17 protein-coding genes and 1 pseudogene are annotated in these 17,858 nt (G+C 64.1%); 7 read left to right on the forward strand and 11 right to left on the reverse strand.

What is annotated here, in order from left to right:
• Positions 1-130: 130 nt before the first annotated feature.
• Positions 131-1,192, reverse strand: coding sequence for an MBL fold metallo-hydrolase (locus tag AC0L2O_RS13625; protein ID WP_473370075.1), 1,062 nt, complete (start codon positions 1,190-1,192; stop codon positions 131-133).
• A gap of 364 nt (positions 1,193-1,556) precedes the next feature.
• Here AC0L2O_RS13625 and AC0L2O_RS13630 point away from each other — a divergent pair, with 364 nt between their 5' ends.
• On the forward strand, positions 1,557-1,853 hold the full coding sequence (locus tag AC0L2O_RS13630; protein WP_473370076.1) for a transposase: 297 nt from the start codon (positions 1,557-1,559) through the stop codon (positions 1,851-1,853).
• 31 nt (positions 1,854-1,884) lie between these two features.
• Complete coding sequence (locus tag AC0L2O_RS13635; protein WP_473370077.1) at positions 1,885-2,556, forward strand: transposase; 672 nt, start codon at positions 1,885-1,887, stop codon at positions 2,554-2,556.
• Between the two features lie 709 nt (positions 2,557-3,265).
• On the opposite strand, the gene AC0L2O_RS13640 is transcribed toward AC0L2O_RS13635, so the two are convergent.
• The 3 genes from AC0L2O_RS13640 to AC0L2O_RS13650 form a co-directional block, all read right to left on the reverse strand.
• Complete coding sequence (locus tag AC0L2O_RS13640; RefSeq protein ID WP_473370078.1) at positions 3,266-5,407, reverse strand: methyl-accepting chemotaxis protein; 2,142 nt, start codon at positions 5,405-5,407, stop codon at positions 3,266-3,268.
• A 181-nt stretch (positions 5,408-5,588) separates the two neighbouring features.
• Positions 5,589-6,314: an outer membrane protein gene (locus AC0L2O_RS13645; RefSeq protein ID WP_473370079.1), complete on the reverse strand. Its 726-nt coding sequence runs from the start codon at positions 6,312-6,314 to the stop codon at positions 5,589-5,591.
• 223 nt (positions 6,315-6,537) lie between these two features.
• Positions 6,538-6,858, reverse strand: a complete 321-nt coding sequence (locus AC0L2O_RS13650; protein WP_369720641.1) for a hypothetical protein — start codon at positions 6,856-6,858, stop codon at positions 6,538-6,540.
• A gap of 295 nt (positions 6,859-7,153) precedes the next feature.
• Here AC0L2O_RS13650 and AC0L2O_RS13655 point away from each other — a divergent pair, with 295 nt between their 5' ends.
• Complete coding sequence (locus AC0L2O_RS13655; protein ID WP_369720642.1) at positions 7,154-7,444, forward strand: hypothetical protein; 291 nt, start codon at positions 7,154-7,156, stop codon at positions 7,442-7,444.
• A 23-nt stretch (positions 7,445-7,467) separates the two neighbouring features.
• Here the strand turns inward: AC0L2O_RS13655 and AC0L2O_RS13660 are convergent, their stop codons facing one another.
• Both AC0L2O_RS13660 and AC0L2O_RS13665 read right to left on the reverse strand, forming a co-directional pair.
• Positions 7,468-7,677, reverse strand: a complete 210-nt coding sequence (locus AC0L2O_RS13660) for a hypothetical protein (RefSeq protein ID WP_473370080.1) — start codon at positions 7,675-7,677, stop codon at positions 7,468-7,470.
• Positions 7,674-7,838 carry a hypothetical protein gene (locus AC0L2O_RS13665; RefSeq protein ID WP_409191591.1) on the reverse strand — a complete coding sequence of 55 codons (165 nt, stop codon included), beginning with the start codon at positions 7,836-7,838 and terminating at the stop codon, positions 7,674-7,676. Before AC0L2O_RS13665 ends, AC0L2O_RS13660 begins: the two co-directional genes overlap by 4 nt.
• 342 nt (positions 7,839-8,180) lie before the next feature.
• Between AC0L2O_RS13665 and AC0L2O_RS13670 the strand changes: the two genes are divergently transcribed.
• Positions 8,181-8,450: a hypothetical protein gene (locus tag AC0L2O_RS13670; protein WP_409191592.1), complete on the forward strand. Its 270-nt coding sequence runs from the start codon at positions 8,181-8,183 to the stop codon at positions 8,448-8,450.
• Between the two features lie 17 nt (positions 8,451-8,467).
• On the opposite strand, the gene AC0L2O_RS13675 is transcribed toward AC0L2O_RS13670, so the two are convergent.
• The 4 genes from AC0L2O_RS13675 to AC0L2O_RS13690 all read right to left on the reverse strand — a co-directional run bounded on the left by AC0L2O_RS13675 (position 8,468) and on the right by AC0L2O_RS13690 (position 13,647).
• Positions 8,468-10,087, reverse strand: a complete 1,620-nt coding sequence (locus AC0L2O_RS13675) for an ABC transporter ATP-binding protein (protein ID WP_409191593.1) — start codon at positions 10,085-10,087, stop codon at positions 8,468-8,470.
• A 2-nt stretch (positions 10,088-10,089) separates the two neighbouring features.
• Positions 10,090-10,929, reverse strand: a complete 840-nt coding sequence (locus AC0L2O_RS13680; RefSeq protein ID WP_473370081.1) for an ABC transporter permease — start codon at positions 10,927-10,929, stop codon at positions 10,090-10,092.
• A complete protein-coding gene (locus tag AC0L2O_RS13685; protein ID WP_473370082.1) occupies positions 10,926-11,897 on the reverse strand; it encodes an ABC transporter permease in 972 nt (323 codons plus the stop codon). Before AC0L2O_RS13685 ends, AC0L2O_RS13680 begins: the two co-directional genes overlap by 4 nt.
• Before the next feature lie 199 nt (positions 11,898-12,096).
• Positions 12,097-13,647: an ABC transporter substrate-binding protein gene (locus AC0L2O_RS13690; RefSeq protein WP_473370083.1), complete on the reverse strand. Its 1,551-nt coding sequence runs from the start codon at positions 13,645-13,647 to the stop codon at positions 12,097-12,099.
• A gap of 216 nt (positions 13,648-13,863) precedes the next feature.
• On the opposite strand from AC0L2O_RS13690, the pseudogene AC0L2O_RS13695 reads away from it, so the two are divergent.
• From AC0L2O_RS13695 to AC0L2O_RS13705, 3 genes and pseudogenes are all read left to right on the forward strand, one after another.
• Positions 13,864-14,007 (forward strand): annotated as a pseudogene (locus tag AC0L2O_RS13695) (TetR family transcriptional regulator); the annotation flags it as partial.
• Between the two features lie 457 nt (positions 14,008-14,464).
• The gene (pcaB, locus tag AC0L2O_RS13700) at positions 14,465-15,826 is read left to right on the forward strand and encodes a 3-carboxy-cis,cis-muconate cycloisomerase (RefSeq protein WP_473370084.1); all 1,362 of its coding nucleotides are present in this window, start codon (positions 14,465-14,467) and stop codon (positions 15,824-15,826) included.
• 113 nt (positions 15,827-15,939) lie between these two features.
• Positions 15,940-17,196, forward strand: a complete 1,257-nt coding sequence (locus AC0L2O_RS13705) for an aminopeptidase (RefSeq protein WP_473370085.1) — start codon at positions 15,940-15,942, stop codon at positions 17,194-17,196.
• Positions 17,197-17,274: 78 nt separating this feature from the next.
• Here AC0L2O_RS13705 and AC0L2O_RS13710 read toward each other — a convergent pair whose 3' ends face one another.
• Positions 17,275-17,670 carry a hypothetical protein gene (locus AC0L2O_RS13710; protein WP_473370086.1) on the reverse strand — a complete coding sequence of 132 codons (396 nt, stop codon included), beginning with the start codon at positions 17,668-17,670 and terminating at the stop codon, positions 17,275-17,277.
• Positions 17,671-17,858 lie beyond the last annotated feature (188 nt).

Genomic DNA, 17,858 nt, shown 5'->3' on the forward strand with positions numbered 1-17,858 from the left:
CTCCGATTGCCGCTTAGCCTCATCCTGAGGAGACCGCGAAGCGGTCGTCTCGAAGGACGAGGCGCGCGCTCACACCGTCCAAAATGCCACATGCGACTGCCCTGCCCCGCAAGCGAGGTGAAGTGAGCCCTCACGTCGTCCTGAAGCGCAGCACGCCGTCCTGTGTCTCGGCTGTGAGCCTGCCCTCGACGATCATGTAGTTGACGTGTGCGACCAGTTCGCCGGCGGCAAAGCCCATCTGGTGTTCGTCCAGCACATGCTTGTTGAACACCACCGGCACCAATGCGCGCGAGGTCTGCGGCACCTCGCGGCAGGCTTCCGCGATCAGGCGGCAGCGCTCCTCGTGGTGATCGGCGAGCTGCTTGATGCGGGTCTTCAGCCCGTAAAACGGGACCCCATGTCCGGGCAGGACCAGCAAATCATAGGGCAGCGTCGTGGTGAGGCTCGCAAGCGAGGCCAGATATTCGCCGAGCGAATTCTGGTCGGGCTCGACTGCCCAGACGCTGACATTGGGCGAGATCTTGCTCAGCACCTGGTCGGCGGAGAGGAACAGCTTGTCGTCGGCGCAATACAGCATCACCTGGTCGAGCGCGTGCCCGCCGCCGGTGATCACCTTGAAGCGACGCGCGCCGATCACGACCTCGTTGCCATGCGAGATGCGGCGGTAGGATGGCGGCAACACGGAGACCCGCTTGAGATAATCCTGGCCGCGGCCCAGCAGTTTTTCGGTGAGCGACTCGTCCATGCCGTGGCGGCGGAAGAACAGCCGCTGCGCCTCGCGCCGTTCCTCGGTGCCGCGGTTCTGGTGATAGACCGATTGCAGATACTCGACCTGCGACATCACCAACGGGCAATTGAACCGCTCGACGATCCAGCCCGCGAGGCCGACATGGTCGGGATGCGAATGCGTCACGATCAGCCGCGTGATGTGAACGCCCTTCAGCGGACCGTCGAACAGTTTTGTCCAGGCCTCGATCGACTCTTCGTTGCCGAAGCCGGCATCGACCATCGCGTAGCCGTCGCCGTCGGCGAGCAGGTAGATGTTCACGTGGTTGAGGCGGAACGGCAGCTTCAGCCGCGCCCACAACACGCCGGGCCGCACCTCCACGACCTCTTCGGGACCGGGATGCTGCTCCCAAGGGTAGCGCAGGGCCTCGGCGGAGGACTGCGCGATATCGGTTTTTGCGTTCATGCCACCGGCTTAAACCCGCTCGCCACGGCGCGCCAGCCGAAAAAGGACGCTAAAGCGGCCCGCATAGCCGTCATTCCGGCAGTTTTCCGTAGCCCGGATTTCGCCGCGCTCCATTCCCGGCTACAGGTCCGATATCGTGGTTAAGCGGCGGTCGAGGCTGAACCTCACTGGTCTCGACCGCGGTGATCGATCCAGCCGTAGGTATAGATGGAAATATCTGGAGATCCGGTCGTCCCGTACGCGCGCCAACGGATCTGTGCTGACGTCGTGGTGTGCTTGTTGAAATCTCCCGTCAGAATTTATTACTATTACGGTGACAGTGCACTAAATTGACGCCGGCCCGGTTCGGCTGGCATGATGCGGCATGGCTCGTCTTGCTCGTGTCGTCATCCCCGGCCATCCCCACCATGTCACCCAGCGCGGCAATGGCCGGGCGCGCACGTTCTTTGAGGACGGCGACTATGCGCTGTATCGCGAGCTGCTTGCCGAAAATTGCAAAGGCGCCGGGGTCGAGGTGTGGGCCTGGTGCCTGATGCCCAACCACGTGCATCTCATCCTGGTGCCATCCGATCCCGACGGGCTGCGCCGTGCGCTGGCCCGCGTGCATCGCAGCTATGCCGGAACCATCCAGGCGTATTACGGTGACAGTGCACTAAATTGACGCCGGCCCGGTTCGGCTGGCATGATGCGGCATGGCTCGTCTTGCTCGTGTCGTCATCCCCGGCCATCCCCACCATGTCACCCAGCGCGGCAATGGCCGGGCGCGCACGTTCTTTGAGGACGGCGACTATGCGCTGTATCGCGAGCTGCTTGCCGAAAATTGCAAAGGCGCCGGGGTCGAGGTGTGGGCCTGGTGCCTGATGCCCAACCACGTGCATCTCATCCTGGTGCCATCCGATCCCGACGGGCTGCGCCGTGCGCTGGCCCGCGTGCATCGCAGCTATGCCGGAACCATCCAGGCGCGACGCAAGCGCAGCGGACATTTCTGGCAAGGGCGGTTCGGCGCCGTCGCCATGGACGAACAGCATCTCGCGGCGGCGCTACGCTACGTGTCGCTCAACCCGGTGCGGGCGCGGCTGGTCGCGCGGGCGCAGGATTGGCGCTGGTCGAGCGCGCGCGCGCATCTGCGCGGCAAGGACGATGGCCTGACCGCGCTGGCGCCGATCCGCGATCGCTTCCCGGACTTCGCCGATCTGCTGGCAACCGAACCGGAGGCGGATCTGTTCGGCGCACTGCGTGCCGCAGAGAGCATCGGCCGACCGCTGGGAGACAGCCGCTTCATCGCCCGCATCGAGCGCCAGACCGGGCGTCTCCTCAAGCCGGCCAAGCGCGGGCCCAAGCCGTCGGCACCGGAGGACGATTGAGCTCTGGCGGTAATTAAGTGCACTGTCACCGTAATTCCGTAATTCTAGCGGGTATCCTAGCAACACTACTGGACTGCACCCCGTAAGTGAGAGACGGGTTGCAGCGACAGTGCGCGCAACAATCGACAGAAGCTTTTCCTAATCAAGGCCTGCTAGGTGAGGACGGCGCGCGACTTAGAATTCGTACGCTCCCAGGATCGACGCGCGCTGGCGCCGTTTCGACATCGGGGTGTGCGATCGCTGTGCTCCCAAGCTGGATTGCAAGCGCCTCACGAATCCAGCGGGGCCAGCTATCCAAATCCGATCCTGGTTTCACTGCTAGGGTGGTGTTGCTGACTGCGGTGGATGACGGCGATACTTTGATCATGGCAATCTGTGCTCCGACATAAAAAAACCCGCGGCGGACTGCTCCGCGCGGGTGTGACGAACTTTCGATTTTGCCATTCTGCCAGTGTTTTGCCCGACGAGTCAACGACGCACGCGCGCAGCCGATGCGTGTCGCCGGCCGAGGAGCATTAGTCCAATGAGTTCAGTGCCCCGGCTACTGTGCATGGGGTTGTTTTCGATTTTTTTGCAGAAGGGCGGCTCCCGGCCCGGCAAAGGAGGGAGGGAGCCCGCGGATCAACTTCGGTGTTCTCGGGCTTTTCCTGTTCTGATGTCCTCAGTCCGGATTACGCTTCGTAGCGCAATCCGGGCTGCGGAACGGCGCTTACGCCGCCCGCATGTTGTTGAGGAACGCGTCGATCTCCCCGCGCAGCATGTCGGCCTCGCGGCGGAGCGCATCTGATGCGCCCAGCACCTCGCTGGCCGCAGCACCCGCTTCGGCCGAGGCCGTCGAGACGCCGACGATGTTGCTCGAGACCTCGCTGGTGCCGCCGGCCGCATGCTGGATGTTGCGGGCGATCTCCCGGGTGGCCGCGCCCTGTTCCTCGACGGCCGCTGCAATCGTCGTGGTCACGTCGTTGATCTCGCCGATGATGCGGCCGATGCCCTGGATGGCGCCGACGGCAGAGGTCGTGACCTGCTGCATGCTGGCGATCTGGGTACGGATTTCCTCCGTCGCCTTGGCGGTCTGGCTGGCGAGGCTCTTCACCTCGGAGGCGACCACCGCGAAACCGCGGCCGGCTTCGCCCGCGCGCGCCGCCTCGATGGTGGCGTTGAGCGCGAGCAGATTGGTCTGCGACGCGATGGTCTGGATCAGGTCGACCACGACGCTGATGCGGCTCGCGCTGTCGGCAAGCGTCTGCATCGTGGCGTCGGTGGCGCCGGCCTCGTCGACCGCCTTCCTGGCGATCGCGGCCGAGGTCACCACCTGCTTGCTGATCTCCTCGATCGAGGACGACAGCTGCTCGGTGCCGGATGAGACGGTCTGCACGTTGACCGAGGTCTCCTCGGCGGCCGAAGCCACCGCATTCACCAGCGCGTTGGACTGGTCGGCTGTGGTCGACATGCTCTGTGCGGTCGACTGCATCGAGTTGGCCGACTGCGCGAGATTGTCGAGTGCGGACCGCATCGCGCCCTCGAACTCGGCGATTTTCGCCTCCATATGCGCGGCCCGCTCGGCCTTGGCGACACGATCCTTGTCCTGCTCGCTCGCAAGCGCCCGGGCCTCGATCATGCTGTCGCGGAACACGGTCAGCGTCTCCTTCATCGCGCCGATCTCGTCATTTTGCCTGGAGCGGACGATCTCGGTGTCGAGGTCGCCGGCCGAGAGCAATTGCATCGCGCGCTGGAGCTCGCGGATCCGCCGCAGGATGCTGCGGCCGACATAGAGCCAGACGAACAGCGCCGAGCCCACCAGCGTCAGCGCACCCAGCGCCAGCATTGCCGTGGTCGCGAGCGATATCTCCTGCCGTGCCTGGAAGGTCGACGCGTTGGTCTCCTTCTGCACGCCGTCGACGAGCTGCTGCACGCTGATGCCGAGGCCGACATTGAGCTTGCGGGTCTCGTCCAGAATGGTCTGGCCGTAGTCGATCGAGTCGAGCTCCTTCTGCCGGATCTTGAACACGCCGGTCTTGCCCTCGCCGAAGGCGAACAGTTTCTGGATGGTATCGCGCACCGCCTGCATCGAAGGGATGTTCGGCAGGTCCTCGAGGTTCGACTTGACGCGATCGCGCGTCGTCTTGAACTCCTTCTCGATCGCCTCCAGCGTGTCGCTGTTGTTGGCCGAAAGCGCCGCCATCATGTCGGCGGCCATCAGATTGCCGTTGGCCGAGACCGTCGAGATCTGGGCGACCGTGCGGGCCGCTTCGGTGGCATCGTCCGCGGCGAGGTCGACGGCGCCGAGGATGGCGTTCAGCCGCGTCTGCGTATCCAGCATCGCGGGGCCGGCCGCGCCGACGAAGGCGAGCTGCGCCTTGCGCAGCGCTTCATACTGCTTGTCGTGCAGTGCGCCGGTGTCGAGCCGCTCGCGTGCGGCCGATACCAGGCTCTGCGTCGCCTCGTCGATGCTCTTGGCGTTGTCGCGGAGCGCGGTCGCGATCTGCTTGTCGGCGCCGAGCTCGATGATCTCGCCGAGCTTGGCCATGGCGAGCTGCTGGATCTCCTGCACCTTCTTGGTGCGCTCGTTCAGCGCCTCGTCGGTGGGCGACGCCAGCACGCCCGGACCCTGCGCGGCGAGCGTTGCGCTTTGCGAGGCGAGTTGAAGGCTTGCGGAGAGCCGCGGAATGTCGCGGCCGCTCAGATCCATCATGGTCGAGCCCAGATGGTTGAACACCAGGCCGGCGCCGGCTGCGATCACCAGGGCCATACCCGCGATCACCGCGAAGGCCGCGAACAGGCTACCGCGCAGGCCCATTTTCGGCATTTTGAAACGAGGCTTGAAACGACCAAGGCTCAGACGGATCGCCATCGAAATTCCCCCACACCCGCACTCTCTTGTTTTCGGCGCGGAGTATGTCCGGGGCGGGTTAAAAAATCGCAAGTTGCCCAATTGCTTGTGCCAGTTCCGCAGAACGAAAAAAGCACAACGAAAAAAGAAAGGGCCGGCAAACGGGGCCGGCCCTTGATGGTGAACAGATCGTGACGCGCGATCAGTAGCGCGCGACGGTCGAGTTTGCCCAGTTGAAGCGGTAGTTGACGCCCGCCTTGATGGTGTGGTCGTCGGTGGTGAAGTTGCCGGTGCCTGCCAGCGGGCCGCCCGTGAAGTGCGCGTCGCCGAAATTGTAATACTGGTACTCGGCCTTGGCCGACCAGCTCGGGGCGAACATGTACTCGAGGCCGGCGCCGACGGTGTAGCCGTTGCGGTGATCGCCAGTGATGACGAAGGCGGCCGGCACGCCGCCGACGGTCACCTTCTCGTTGTTGTCGGAATAGGCGTAGCCGCCCTTCACGTAGAGCAGGCCCGGACCCCAGGTGTAGCCGACCCGGCCGGTGATCGAGCCGAGGCCGCGCTGGTCGTTGGTGTAGGCGACACCGCCCGGGAACACCGCGCCGACATTGCCGGAGAGCCAGGAATACTGGGCTTCGGCGCCCACCACGAAGTTCGGGTTGAGCTGCCAGTCCGCGCCGGCCTGCAAGCCGCCGAGGAAACGGCCGTTGCCGTTGTTGCCGGTGGAGAGGCCGTTGAAATTGTTGTCGCTGGAGAACGCGCCGCCGACATGCGCACCGATATAGAATCCGGTCCAGTTGTAGATCGGCGCGGCATAGGCCGGCGCAGCCTTGTTGTAATAGGGCCGGGCACCGAGATCGGCGCCGACGGCCGGCGCAGCCGCGCCCAGCACGAGCAGCGCCGCGGTCGCAAACAGAATCTTCTTCATAGTCTTGAACTCCAACACTTTGTCCCCGGCAGGCGCGCTTTCAGCGCCGTCGTTGGTTTTGCAGATAGCTCGCTTTTGACGAAAATGCTGTCACATCCATGGCACGGCGGCCCCCAACCTAACTTGTTGGGCTGCAAATGCTTTTTGTGCTTAATGGCCGCTTAAGAAATGCTGAAGGAAGACTTAATTCGAGAGGCGTCGCGTAACCTGCGCGCGGCTTTCATTAACCAAGACGCCGCCGCGCCTCGTCGCGCATCTGCTCGCGGAACGCCGCGCGCTTTGCGGGCCGGTCTTCCTCGCGCACGTCGTGGCGGTCGAAGACGTCGAATTTCTCCATGATCGGATAGCGCTCGCTCGCCATCGCGAGCACTTGAAGCACTTTGGTCGCCGCCACGGTCGGACCGCTCACTTCCCAGCGCCTGATCGTGACGGCGCCGGTCGCCGCCGGCAGGCCACACAGCTTTGCCATGTCGGCGACCGTGAGCTCCCGGCCGAGCACCTCGGACAGGTCGGCCCGCAATTGCTTCAGTTCAGTGCCCGTCATCTCACCTCGATACGCGACGTCGTCGAGGTGAATGCAGTAACGCTGATTCGGGTCGATCCGAAGGCAGACATGATCGTGCTAGTGTGTCCGCGCCGGTCGAGCGTCAGCGAAGGAAATCGCAGGCCCGTGTTCAAGCTGCCCCTGTCGGGAGATGTCGTTCAATCCATTTATCCGAAGCGGCAGTGATGCTCGGCTTGTCGGCATTCGGCACATTTCCGCACAGATGGCGTTGTAAGCTCGGCGTCTACGGAGGCTGTCCGGCCAATGGACGCCTCGCATCAGGAAAGGATGAGCCATGACGGCAACCAGGCTCGCCATCGCGGCGTGCATCACCATCGGGCTGGTGGTGGCCCCCTTTGCGGCTGAAGCCAAGCGGCACAGATCCAGCAGGCATTCGACGACGACCGTCGTGGCCCCAACCTATAGAAGCCCCGGAGTGACCGCGCCGCAGCCCGGCGCCTACGGGTCGTCGGGCCAGTCGGTCGGGACGGTTACGGCACCTTCGATCGGAACTTATAACTGGCCATCTGTCGGCGTGACCAACTCAGTCCCGACCTGGAGCAACACCAACCCGCCCGTCAGATGAGGAGAGACCCGCGGTCTCTCACCTCAGGCGCCTCGGCCGCCCTGCTGACCCATCACGCAGCCCCATCCAGCCAGCCGTTCGGCTGGATACTGGGTCATCCACTCCGCGAACTGCGGCGCGCCCATCAGGCAGGACTGCATCGAGACATCGGCGAAGTCCGACGTGGTGACGATCTGCTCGTGACAACTCGCCGGTGAGGCAAGATTGCAGAGCACGGCAATGATCTTGATCACGCGAGGTTGCCCCTGTCGTTCTGGCGCGCACTGGCTCCGCCCGGCTGCTCGCCGGCCGGATCAGTCGACGGGAAAATGCTGTCATAAATCGCACGCGCTTCCTGAATGAGGCGAATGCGCTCGCGCTCGGATTTCGAGACAAACTGAATAATCTGGCCCATGTCGGCTCCAATAAATCCTCGATCCATCATGAGATGATGGAAATCATTCTATTCGTATGTGGGGTGCCGGCTCGGGCCGCGCAGCCGCGCAGGCGGTCACGAGGGATAAAAAGCTCGTGACTATTCCGTTCCTGGGGCGGAGCGGGATACCTTGACGATGTGCCGATCATCTATCCGCCCGGACGCGCTTCGCAGCATCGTGATGAAGTGTTGAGCCCCACGTCGGGGCGGCATGGGGGCACATTTTCGCGCGGGTGGAGTTGTCAGTTTACTCAGTGCACGAGTGGTTCGCCTTGACGAACGGCCGTCGCGATTGAGAGATCGCACCCGAGAGGATCAGCCATGACAAGAACGAAACGCTCCATTGCGGCACTCGTCGCGCTCGGATTCGCTGCTGCACCGTCCGCTGTGAACGCGCAAACGTCGGGGACGCCTGCACAGAGCAGCACCAGCGGGCGCACCGGAGCACCGGTACAGCAAGGGACGTTTGGAAGTTCTGGGCAGACTGTCGGGACGGTGACGGCGCCGTCGGTCGGAACGTCCAATCAGCCCTCCGTCGGTGTGACCAATTCAGTCCCGACCTGGAACAACACGAATCCTCGGACCAAGTAGAGCCGCGACCAGCTGACCTACGCTGCCGGCGCGCGTTCCTTCTGTCCCGGCACCGCTGCCAGCAGCTCGCGTGTATAGGGATGCTCGGGCATTGCGAAGAGCTGAGCCGTCGGCTTCATCTCGACAATAACGCCACGCTGCATGACCGCGATGCGGTCGCAGATTTGCGCCGCCACGCGAAGATCATGGGTGATGAACAGCATCGAGAGGCCGAGGCGTGCCTTGAGGTCTTCGAGCAGCCTCAAGACCTGTGCCTGTACGGAGACGTCGAGCGCGGAGACGGCTTCGTCGGCGACGATGATCTCGGGCTCCAGCGCGAGTGCGCGTGCGATGCCGACGCGCTGGCGCTGGCCGCCGGAGAATTCATGCGGATAGCGGTCGAGCGCGCCGGCGTCCAGCCCGACCATCTTGAGGAGATCGCGGGCGCGCTCGAACGCCATTCTTGGATCTGTACCGGCCGCGATCGGGCCGTCGGCAATGATGTGGCCGATCTTGCGGCGCGGATTGAGCGAGGCGAACGGATCCTGAAAGATCATCTGGATGCGATGGCGCTCGGCTCGCAGCGCCTTGCCCGCGAGCCGGGTGAGATCGGTGTCGCCGATCCGCACCGTACCGCGGTCGGCTTCGATCAGCCGCATGACGAGACGGGCCACCGACGATTTGCCGGAGCCGGATTCACCGACCAGGCCGAGCGTCTCACCCTTGAGGATCGTGAAATTGACTTCGCGTGCGGCATCGACGCGGCGGTCCTCGCGAAACCAGCCGCCGGAGGTGACGTAGGTCTTGTCCAGCCCGATCACCTCGACGGCCTTGGCCCGATCGTCGAGCGGCGCGCGCGCCGGCGGGTCCATGGTCGGCACGGCGGCGAGCAGCGCCTTGGTGTAGTCGTGCTGCGGATTGTTGAAGACGGCGCTGGCCGGGCCTTCCTCGACGACCTTGCCGTGCCTGAGCACCACGACCTGGTCGGCGATGTCGGCGACCACGCCGAAATCGTGGGTGATGAACATCACCGCCATGTTGCGGTTGCGCTGAAGGTTGCGGATCAGCTTGAGGATCTGCGCCTGCGTCGTGACATCGAGCGCGGTGGTCGGCTCGTCTGCGACCAGCACGGCCGGTTCGAGCGCGAGCGCCATTGCGATCATGGCACGCTGGCGCTGGCCGCCGGAGAGCTGGTGCGGATAAGCGCGCACGATGCGCTCGGGGTCGGGCAGGCCGACCTCGCGTGCCAGCGACAGGGCCTTGGCGCGGCGCTCCTTCGGCGTGAGCAGGCCGTGGGCCTCGAACATCTCGGCCATCTGGTCGCCGATCCGCATCAACGGATTGAGTGCGGTCATCGGCTCCTGGAAGATCATCGCGAGCCGGCGGCCGCGCAAATCGCGCCAGCCGTTGTCATCGAGCTTGAGCAGGTCGCGGCCTTCGAACTGGATCTCGCCGGAGGCGATGTCGACCGTATCAGGCAGCAGGCCCATCAGCGCATGCGCGCACATCGATTTGCCGGAGCCGGACTCGCCAACGACGCAGACGATTTTGCCCGGTCGCAGATCCAGCGAGACGCCGTCGACCGCGAAAGGACGTTCGGCGCCTTTGGGCAGTGCGATCCGCAAGTTCGTGATGGAAACGGCGGGCGGCGCGGTCATGATCAGCGCCCCTCCCGCGACAGCCGCGGATTGAGCGCGTCGTTGAGGCCTTCGCCGATCAGGTTCAGGCCGAGCACCGAGATCAGGATGGCGACGCCGGGAAACACGGTGATCCACCAGGCCTGGCGGACCACGGTGCGGCCGGCGCCGACCATGTAGCCCCAGGAGATCAGATTGGGATCGCCGAGGCCGAGGAACGACAGCGAGGATTCCAGCAGGATCGCGGTCGCGACCATCAGCGAGGCCAGCACGATCACCGGCGACAGCGCATTGGGCAGGATCTCGCGCAGGATGATCCAGCTGTTACTCTGGCCGGTCACCACGGCCGCCTGGACATATTCCCGCGTCCGCAGCGACAGCACTTCGCCACGGACGAGGCGGGCGACCGGCGGCCAGCTCACCACCGCGATCGAGGTCACGATCGAATAGATCGAGGGCTGCAGGATCGCGACCAGCACGATCGCGAGCGCGAAGCTCGGAATGGTCTGGAAGAATTCGGTGAAGCGCATCAGGGCGTCGTCGACCCGGCCGCCGAAATAGCCGGCCATCGCGCCGATCGGTACGCCGACGATCAGCGCCACCAACGTCGAGATGAGGCCGACCAGCAGCGACACCCGCGCACCGAAGATCATGCCGGCAAAGATGTCGCGGCCGAGCGCGTCGGTGCCGAGCGGCACGGTCGAGAGCGTGAAGGGCGGCAGGAAAGGCCGCTGCACCATCCGCCAGGGTGAGTTCGGGAACAGCAGCGGCCCGAACACCGCGACTGATATCGCGAGCAGCAGGATGACGAGGCCGATGACACCGCTCGGACTCTTCAGCATCGATTTCCAGAAATGTTTCATGTGGCGTATTCGATGCGCGGATCGACCAGTCGATAGACCAGGTCGGTGATGAGGTTGAAGATCAGGACCATGACCGAGCAGGTCACGAACACGCCGAGCAGCAGATTGTAATCCCGCTGCAACAGCGCGTCGTACATCAGACGCCCGATGCCGGGCCAGGCGAACACGGTTTCGGTGATGACGGCGCCGCCGATCAGCGTGCCGGCATGCACGCCGGCAAGCGTCACGACGGGGAGCAGCGCGTTGCGCAGCACGTGGCGGCGCTGGATCACGGCGTCGGAGAGGCCCTTGGCGCGCGCGGTCTTGACGAAGTCGAGCCGCTGCACCTGCAGCATCGAGGCACGCGTCATGCGGGTGTAGGTCGCCATGAAGAACAGGCCGAGCGTCATCGCGGGCATGATCAGATGCTTGGCGACGTCGATGATATGGGCAAGGCCGGTGAGGTTGGCGCCGACGGTCTCGTAGCCGAAGCTCGGCAGCCAATCGACCGTGACCGAAAACAGCAGGATTCCCATCAGCGCCACCCAGAAGATCGGCATGGCGTAGAAGATCAGTGCAAACACGGTGATGGCGGTGTCGAGGAAAGTTCCGGCAAAACGCGCGGCGAAGGTGCCGAAGAGGACGCCGAGGACGAGCGAAATCGCGAATGCCGTGAGCGTCAACAGCAGCGTCGCCGGCAGCCGTTCCATGATCAGCTTCGACACCGGCGCCTGCTGGCGGAACGAGAAGCCGAGGTCGAGATTAGCGATGCCCTTGATATAGATGAAGAGCTGCTCGGGCAGCGGCTTGTCGAGGCCGAACTTTTCCCGCAATTGCTGGACGAAGACTTGGTCACTGGCGCCGGCCTCGCCGGCCATCACGACGGCGGGGTCACCGGGCGCCAGCCGGATCAGGAAGAAATTGAGAACGACGATCGCGAGCAGCACGATCACGCCTTTCACGACACGTTGAGCGACGAAGGAGAGCATGATCAAATAGGGATGAAGTCGGGGTGGTCGCGGCCGCGGCGACGGTGCGCTCCCTCTCCCGCTTGCGGGGGAGGGCAGGGGAGGGGGTGCTTCCGCAGAGGGATTGCCAGGAGGAGAGAACCCTCACCCGCTACGCTCTTCGAGCGAAGCGACCTCTCCCGCAAGCGGGAGGGGTAAGGGGAGTTCGGAGCGCACGCCCTCACTTCTCGAGCCATGCGTCCTTGAAGCCGTCATTGACCCCGATCCCCGTGGTGATCAGGTTCTTGACGTTGCAACGCATGATGGTCGGGAATTGCAGCTCCAGCATCCAGGCCACCGGCACGTCCTCGACCAGGATCTTTTGCGCCTTCTCGTAGATCTCCTTGCGCTTGGAATCCGGCGTTGCGACCGCGCCGTCGGCGAACAACTTGTCGATCTCGGGATTGGAGTAGCCCTCGACATTGTTGAAGACCTGGCCCTTGGCGATGGCGCTGGAGACGTAGTTGCGGCCGACGCCGAGGGCTGGATCGCCATATTGGTAGAGATAGGTGAAGGCGATGTCGTAGTCCCAATCGCCGATCTTCTGGTTGCCGCCGGCAACGTCGGTCGAGATCGTCTCGATGTTCATGCCGACATCCATGAGATTCTGCTTCACGGCCTCGCCCCAGCGCTGCCAGGTCTCGCCGTAAGCGAGCGGCAAGATGCGGATCTTCTCGCCCTTGTAGCCGGCTTCCTTCAGCAGCGCCTTGGCCTTCGCGGGATCGTAGGGATATTTCGGCACGTCGTCGGTGTAGTATTTGATGGTCGAGGCCGACGGGCCCGTCGCGACCTTGCCGAGCCCGTTCCAGATCACGTCCTTGGCGAAATCGCGGTCGATCGCGTACATCACCGCCTGTCGCACCCGCTTGTCCGCGAGCGGACCCTGGCGATTGTTGAGCCACAGCCAGGCCAGCGGCGAGAAGAACTCCCAGCCCGCGCCGGTGACGCAGGTGTCCTTCAGCTTCGAGAGCCGCGGCACGTCGAAATTCTCGACCGAGCCGCCGGGCAGCACGTCGACCTTGCCGGTCTCGTAAGCCACCGAGCGCGCGGCGGCGTCGGGGATGACCTGCCAGTAGATATCGTCGAGATAGGGCTTTCCCTTCTCGTAGTAGTTCGGATTCTTGACCAGGCGGATGAACGAGCCCTTCTGCCATTCCTTGAACATGAAGGGGCCGGTGCCGACCGGCGCGTTGTTGTAGGGGTTGGTCTTCCAGTCGGTGCCCTCATAGAGATGTTTCGGCACCATCGGCATCGAGCCGACCTCGAAGATGCCGAGGAACGGCCCGAATGGCTGCTTCAGCGTGAACACCACGGTGTAATCGTCGGGTGCCTCGACCTTGTCGACCTGCACCAGATTGTTGCGGGCACGCGCGTGGGTCTGCTTCAGCATCTCGATCGAGAACAGCACGTCGGCGGATGTGAAGGGTTTGCCGTCGTGCCAGGTCACGCCCTTCCTGAGCTTGAACGTGTAGGTCTTGGCGTCCTCGCTGATGCTCCAGCTCTCCGCGAGTTCCGGCTGCGGCTCGAGCTTGGGGCTGTAGCGCAGCAGGCCTTCGAAGATGTTGCCCGATACCATCTGGATCGGGCCGTTCTGGACCATCGCAAGCATCAGGCTCGGCGGCTCGGGCTGGATCACGGCGTTGATCGCGCCTCCCATTTTCGGCTCTTGCGCCAGCGCCGAGGCGGTGACGCCGCAAGCCAGAAGGACACCAAGCAACACTCGTTTCGGCATGTCGTATCTTTCTCAAGCGAGACCAGCCGTAACCGCTTCGCAACGTCCTCGCGCGCGAAGCGACGGCCGGCCCATCCCAGTCTCCATCCAGCATCGAGGCTCACATGGTCTCGTTCTGCGCCGCAAGATGAAAGTCTCGACAGTGTTCGCACAAAAAATGTACAGCGCGTCCTGTTTTCACTTGATTCATTGTCCCGTGATGGAGACAAGTCCGCCATGGACAATGCCACGCGCTCCGAACGCTCGCGCAACGCCGCGCTCGAAGCCGCGATCAGGGTCATTGCGCGCGACGGACCCGGCCGGCTGACGCTCGATGCCATCGCGCGCGAGAGCGGTCTCAGCAAGGGCGGCGTCATGCACTGTGGCGGGAATCCGGCGATCGCCTCAAGCTCAAGGGCTGCCTGATCAAGCTGCTACGCCAGACCCAGACATGGCAGCAGACCCTCGACGCCCAGCCCGGCCAGCTCGTCGGCCTGACCGGCGATCTCAATGGCCCCCGCGCCGACAAGGAATAGGCACAAGTGCCGCTAGTGAAACCGATGCAGGCCAAAGCCAAATAGCGCGCGCGGCGCCGATTACGCCATCCCTGCCCGCCGAAACCCTTCGAGATGCCGAGATGCACGCTGAACATGTGGCTCGCCGCCAGCACGGATATCGGCCGCCGTTTCGGTTGGATTGCCAACGAGCTGCCCCTCTCCGTCATTGTGAGCAAGCGGCGAAGCGAAGCATATGTGGCGATAGGTGGTTGTTGATTGCTCCGCCGGACATCTCGCGTAATCTGCATCCTCCGCAAAGCTCTAACCACGAAGAAACGCCCATGCCCGCCTTTTCCGCTTCGACCACCGTGCTCGATTCCATTCTGTTCCGCGACGCCTTCGGCACGCCGCAGATGCGCGAGGTGTTTTCCGACGTCGCTTTGGTGGCACGTTACGCCGAGGTCGAAGTGGCACTGGCGAAGGCGGAGGCTCGATGCGGCGTGATCCCGCGGGACGCCGCCGAGCAGATCGCGGCGCGGACTGACGTGAGCGCATTCGATTTCGAGCTGTTGCGGCAGGAGACCGACGTTGTCGGCTATCCGATCCTGCCGCTGGTGCACCAGATGGTGAAGCAATGCGGCGAGGCCGGCCGCTACGTGCATTGGGGCGCGACCACGCAGGACATCATGGACACCGCCGTGGTCCTGCAGCTGCGCGCAGCGTTCGAAATCATCGAGAAGGATCTCGCCGAGCTCCGCAACATCCTGGCTGACCTCTCCAGGCGCCATCGCGACACGCCGATGGCCGGCCGCACCCATCTCCAGCAGGCATTGCCGGTGACGTTCGGCTACAAGACCGCGATCTGGCTCACGATGTTCGACCGCCACGCCGAGCGGCTGGCGCAATTGAAGCCGCGCGTCCTGGTCGGCCAGTTCGCTGGCGCGGCGGGCACGCTGGCTTCGCTCGGCGACAAGGGGTTTGAGGTGCAGGAGGCGCTCTGCGCCGAACTGAAGCTCGGCGTTCCCGCCTCGACTTGGCATGTCGCGCGGGACGGCTTTGCCGAGGCGGTGAACTTCCTCGCGCTCGTCACCGGCTCGCTCGGTAAGATCGCGCTCGATATCATGATCATGGCCTCGACCGAATTCGCCGAGGTCTACGAGCCCTTCGTCAAGGGCCGCGGCGCCTCCTCGACCATGCCGCAGAAGCGCAACCCGATCTCCTCGGAGCTGATGCTGGCCGCGTCCAAGGCGGTGCGCCAGCACGCCGGCCTCATGCTGGACGCCATGGTGCAGGATTTCGAGCGCGCCACCGGCCCATGGCACGCCGAATGGATGGCGATCCCCGAAAGTTTCGTGCTGACCGCAGGCTCCCTGCACCAGGCCAAGTTCGCGCTTGGCGGGCTGATCGTGGACGAGACCAAGATGAATGACAATCTCGCCGTCAGCCGCGGCCTGATTGTGGCCGAAGCGGTCATGATGGGACTTGCGCCGCAGATCGGGCGGCAGGAAGCCCATGACGTGGTCTATGACGCCTGCCGGCTCGCCAATGAGAAGGGCATGAGCCTTGCCGATGCGCTGTCGGCCGATCCGCGCGTCACCGCCAGAATCGATCGCGCAGGGATCGAGGCGCTGACTTCACCGAAAAATTACCTTGGCCTTGCGCCCGCCATGGTCGACCGGGTGCTGAAATCGGCAACGCGTTGAAAACCAAAATGCGTGAAACCGCGTAGCTTCTGCACATCTCAAGGTGCTCGCGTACTTGCGCCGTGGGATGCTAGACTTAGATTGAACGAGAGATTTTCGACAAAGGACCCGGCATGACCGAGCAACGCAATTCCGCAACTCCCATCGATCCCGTGAAGCTCGACCGGCTGGCCGAAGTGGCGGTGAAGGTGGGACTGGGCTTGCGGCCGGGACAGGACCTTCTTTTGACGGCACCGGCGATTGCGCTGCCTTTGGTGCGCCGGATCGCCGCGCACGCCTACAAGGCCGGCGCCGGCATTGTGACCCCGATCCTCTCCGACGAGGAAATGACGCTGGCGCGTTACCGCCACGGTCACGACAACAGCTTCGATCGCGCCGCCGGCTGGCTCTACGAGGGCATGGCGAAGGCGTTCTCGGAGAACACGGCGCGGCTTGCGATCGTCGGCGACAATCCAATGCTGCTGTCGAACGAGGATCCCTCGAAGGTGGCGCGCGCGAGCAAGGCCAATTCCATGGCCTATCAGCCGGCGCTGGAAAAGATCGTCAATTTCGACACCAACTGGAACATCATCGCCTATCCGAGCCCGTCCTGGGCCAAGCAGGTATTCCCCGACGATTCCGAAGAGGTCGCAATCGGCAAGCTCGCGGATGCGATCTTCGCGGCGTCCCGCGTCGACCGCGAGGATGCGATGGGCAATTGGGCCAGCCACAACGCGGTGCTGCGTGAGCGCACCAATTGGCTGAACGGCAAGCGCTTCCGCGCGCTGCATTACACCGGTCCACGCACCAATCTCACCATCGGACTCGCTGACGGCCATGAATGGGAGGGCGGCGCCTCGTTGTCGAAGAACGGCATCAGCTGCAACGCCAATATCCCGACCGAAGAGGTCTTCACCACGCCGCATTGCCGGCGCGTCGAAGGTCACGTCGTGAGCTCGAAGCCGCTGTCCTACCAGGGCACGCTGATCGACAACATCGCGGTGCGCTTCGAGGACGGCAGGATCGTCGACGCCAAGGCGTCCCGCGGCGCCGAGGTGCTGAACAAGGTGCTCGACACCGATGAGGGTTCGCGGCGTCTCGGCGAAGTGGCGCTGGTGCCGCATTCCTCGCCGATCTCGCAGAGCGGGCTGTTGTTCTATAACACGCTGTTCGATGAGAATGCGGCGTCCCACGTCGCGCTCGGCCAGTGCTATTCGAAGTGCTTCGTCAACGGCGCGCAGCTCACGCCGCAGCAGATCGCGGCGCAGGGCGGCAACCAGAGCCTGATCCACATCGACTGGATGATCGGTTCGGTCGAGACCGACATCGACGGCATTTTGGCCGACGGCAGCAAGGAGCCGGTGTTCCGCAAGGGCGAGTGGGCGAAGTAACTTCCTTCACCTCTCCCGTAGGGAGAGGTAAGCATCCGGCGACAGTCTTTCCTAGACATTTGCTCCAGCGTGTCGCCTTCATGCCGCCGCGTTGCGCAGCATCGGATTGCTGTCGATGCTGAAGCGGTTGAATAGCGTCGTGAACGGGCTGCCGTCGGTGGTCCGCACGATGGCGTCGGACGCCGCGACCGCCTCATAGAGCGCGCCAACCGGATCGTCCGGCTCCGGCAGGTTGAGCGCACCGCGGATTTCCTCGCGGGCTTGGTTGACCTCATCCTGGTCATCAAGCGTCGCCTCCAGCGCGCGGGCCGCGCGCCGCATCTCGGCCAGGTCGCCGCCCGCGGAGAATTTAAGGATGTCCAGCCAATAGGGGCAGGCGACGACGAGCTGGATGAACGCTTCGAAATCCTCGGCGATGACCCCGGCGCGGCCTTCCGACGAGACGTAGAGAACATCCAGCGCCGGGCGCAGCACGAAGGCGCCGCCGGAGGCGTCGCTGGCGATCTGGCGAGGCTTTTCGATGCCGTCGATGGCAAACCAGGGCTCTTCATCCGGCTCGAAGGAGAGATCGAAGGTCCCAAGCCATGCGACGACCTCGCTGTTGGCGCTCAGGCGCTCAGGCTCTCCGGGCTAAGGGGCATCGGCGCGGCCTTCCTGGTTGC

The sequence above is a fragment of the Bradyrhizobium sp. Kon10 genome (genome assembly GCF_055807395.1).

Coding starts and splice junctions, on each gene's coding strand:
- AC0L2O_RS13655 (WP_369720642.1), top strand. CDS start 7,154: ATGACGGCAACCAGGCTCGCCATCGCGGCGTGCATCACCATCGGGCTG.
- AC0L2O_RS13635 (WP_473370077.1), top strand. CDS start 1,885: ATGGCTCGTCTTGCTCGTGTCGTCATCCCCGGCCATCCCCACCATGTC.
- AC0L2O_RS13650 (WP_369720641.1), bottom strand. CDS start 6,858: ATGACGGGCACTGAACTGAAGCAATTGCGGGCCGACCTGTCCGAGGTG.
- AC0L2O_RS13630 (WP_473370076.1), top strand. CDS start 1,557: ATGGCTCGTCTTGCTCGTGTCGTCATCCCCGGCCATCCCCACCATGTC.
- AC0L2O_RS13670 (WP_409191592.1), top strand. CDS start 8,181: ATGACAAGAACGAAACGCTCCATTGCGGCACTCGTCGCGCTCGGATTC.
- AC0L2O_RS13680 (WP_473370081.1), bottom strand. CDS start 10,929: ATGAAACATTTCTGGAAATCGATGCTGAAGAGTCCGAGCGGTGTCATC.
- AC0L2O_RS13675 (WP_409191593.1), bottom strand. CDS start 10,087: ATGACCGCGCCGCCCGCCGTTTCCATCACGAACTTGCGGATCGCACTG.
- AC0L2O_RS13625 (WP_473370075.1), bottom strand. CDS start 1,192: ATGAACGCAAAAACCGATATCGCGCAGTCCTCCGCCGAGGCCCTGCGC.
- AC0L2O_RS13685 (WP_473370082.1), bottom strand. CDS start 11,897: ATGCTCTCCTTCGTCGCTCAACGTGTCGTGAAAGGCGTGATCGTGCTG.
- AC0L2O_RS13690 (WP_473370083.1), bottom strand. CDS start 13,647: ATGCCGAAACGAGTGTTGCTTGGTGTCCTTCTGGCTTGCGGCGTCACC.
- AC0L2O_RS13640 (WP_473370078.1), bottom strand. CDS start 5,407: ATGGCGATCCGTCTGAGCCTTGGTCGTTTCAAGCCTCGTTTCAAAATG.
- AC0L2O_RS13645 (WP_473370079.1), bottom strand. CDS start 6,314: ATGAAGAAGATTCTGTTTGCGACCGCGGCGCTGCTCGTGCTGGGCGCG.
- pcaB (WP_473370084.1), top strand. CDS start 14,465: ATGCCCGCCTTTTCCGCTTCGACCACCGTGCTCGATTCCATTCTGTTC.
- AC0L2O_RS13705 (WP_473370085.1), top strand. CDS start 15,940: ATGACCGAGCAACGCAATTCCGCAACTCCCATCGATCCCGTGAAGCTC.
- AC0L2O_RS13665 (WP_409191591.1), bottom strand. CDS start 7,838: ATGGGCCAGATTATTCAGTTTGTCTCGAAATCCGAGCGCGAGCGCATT.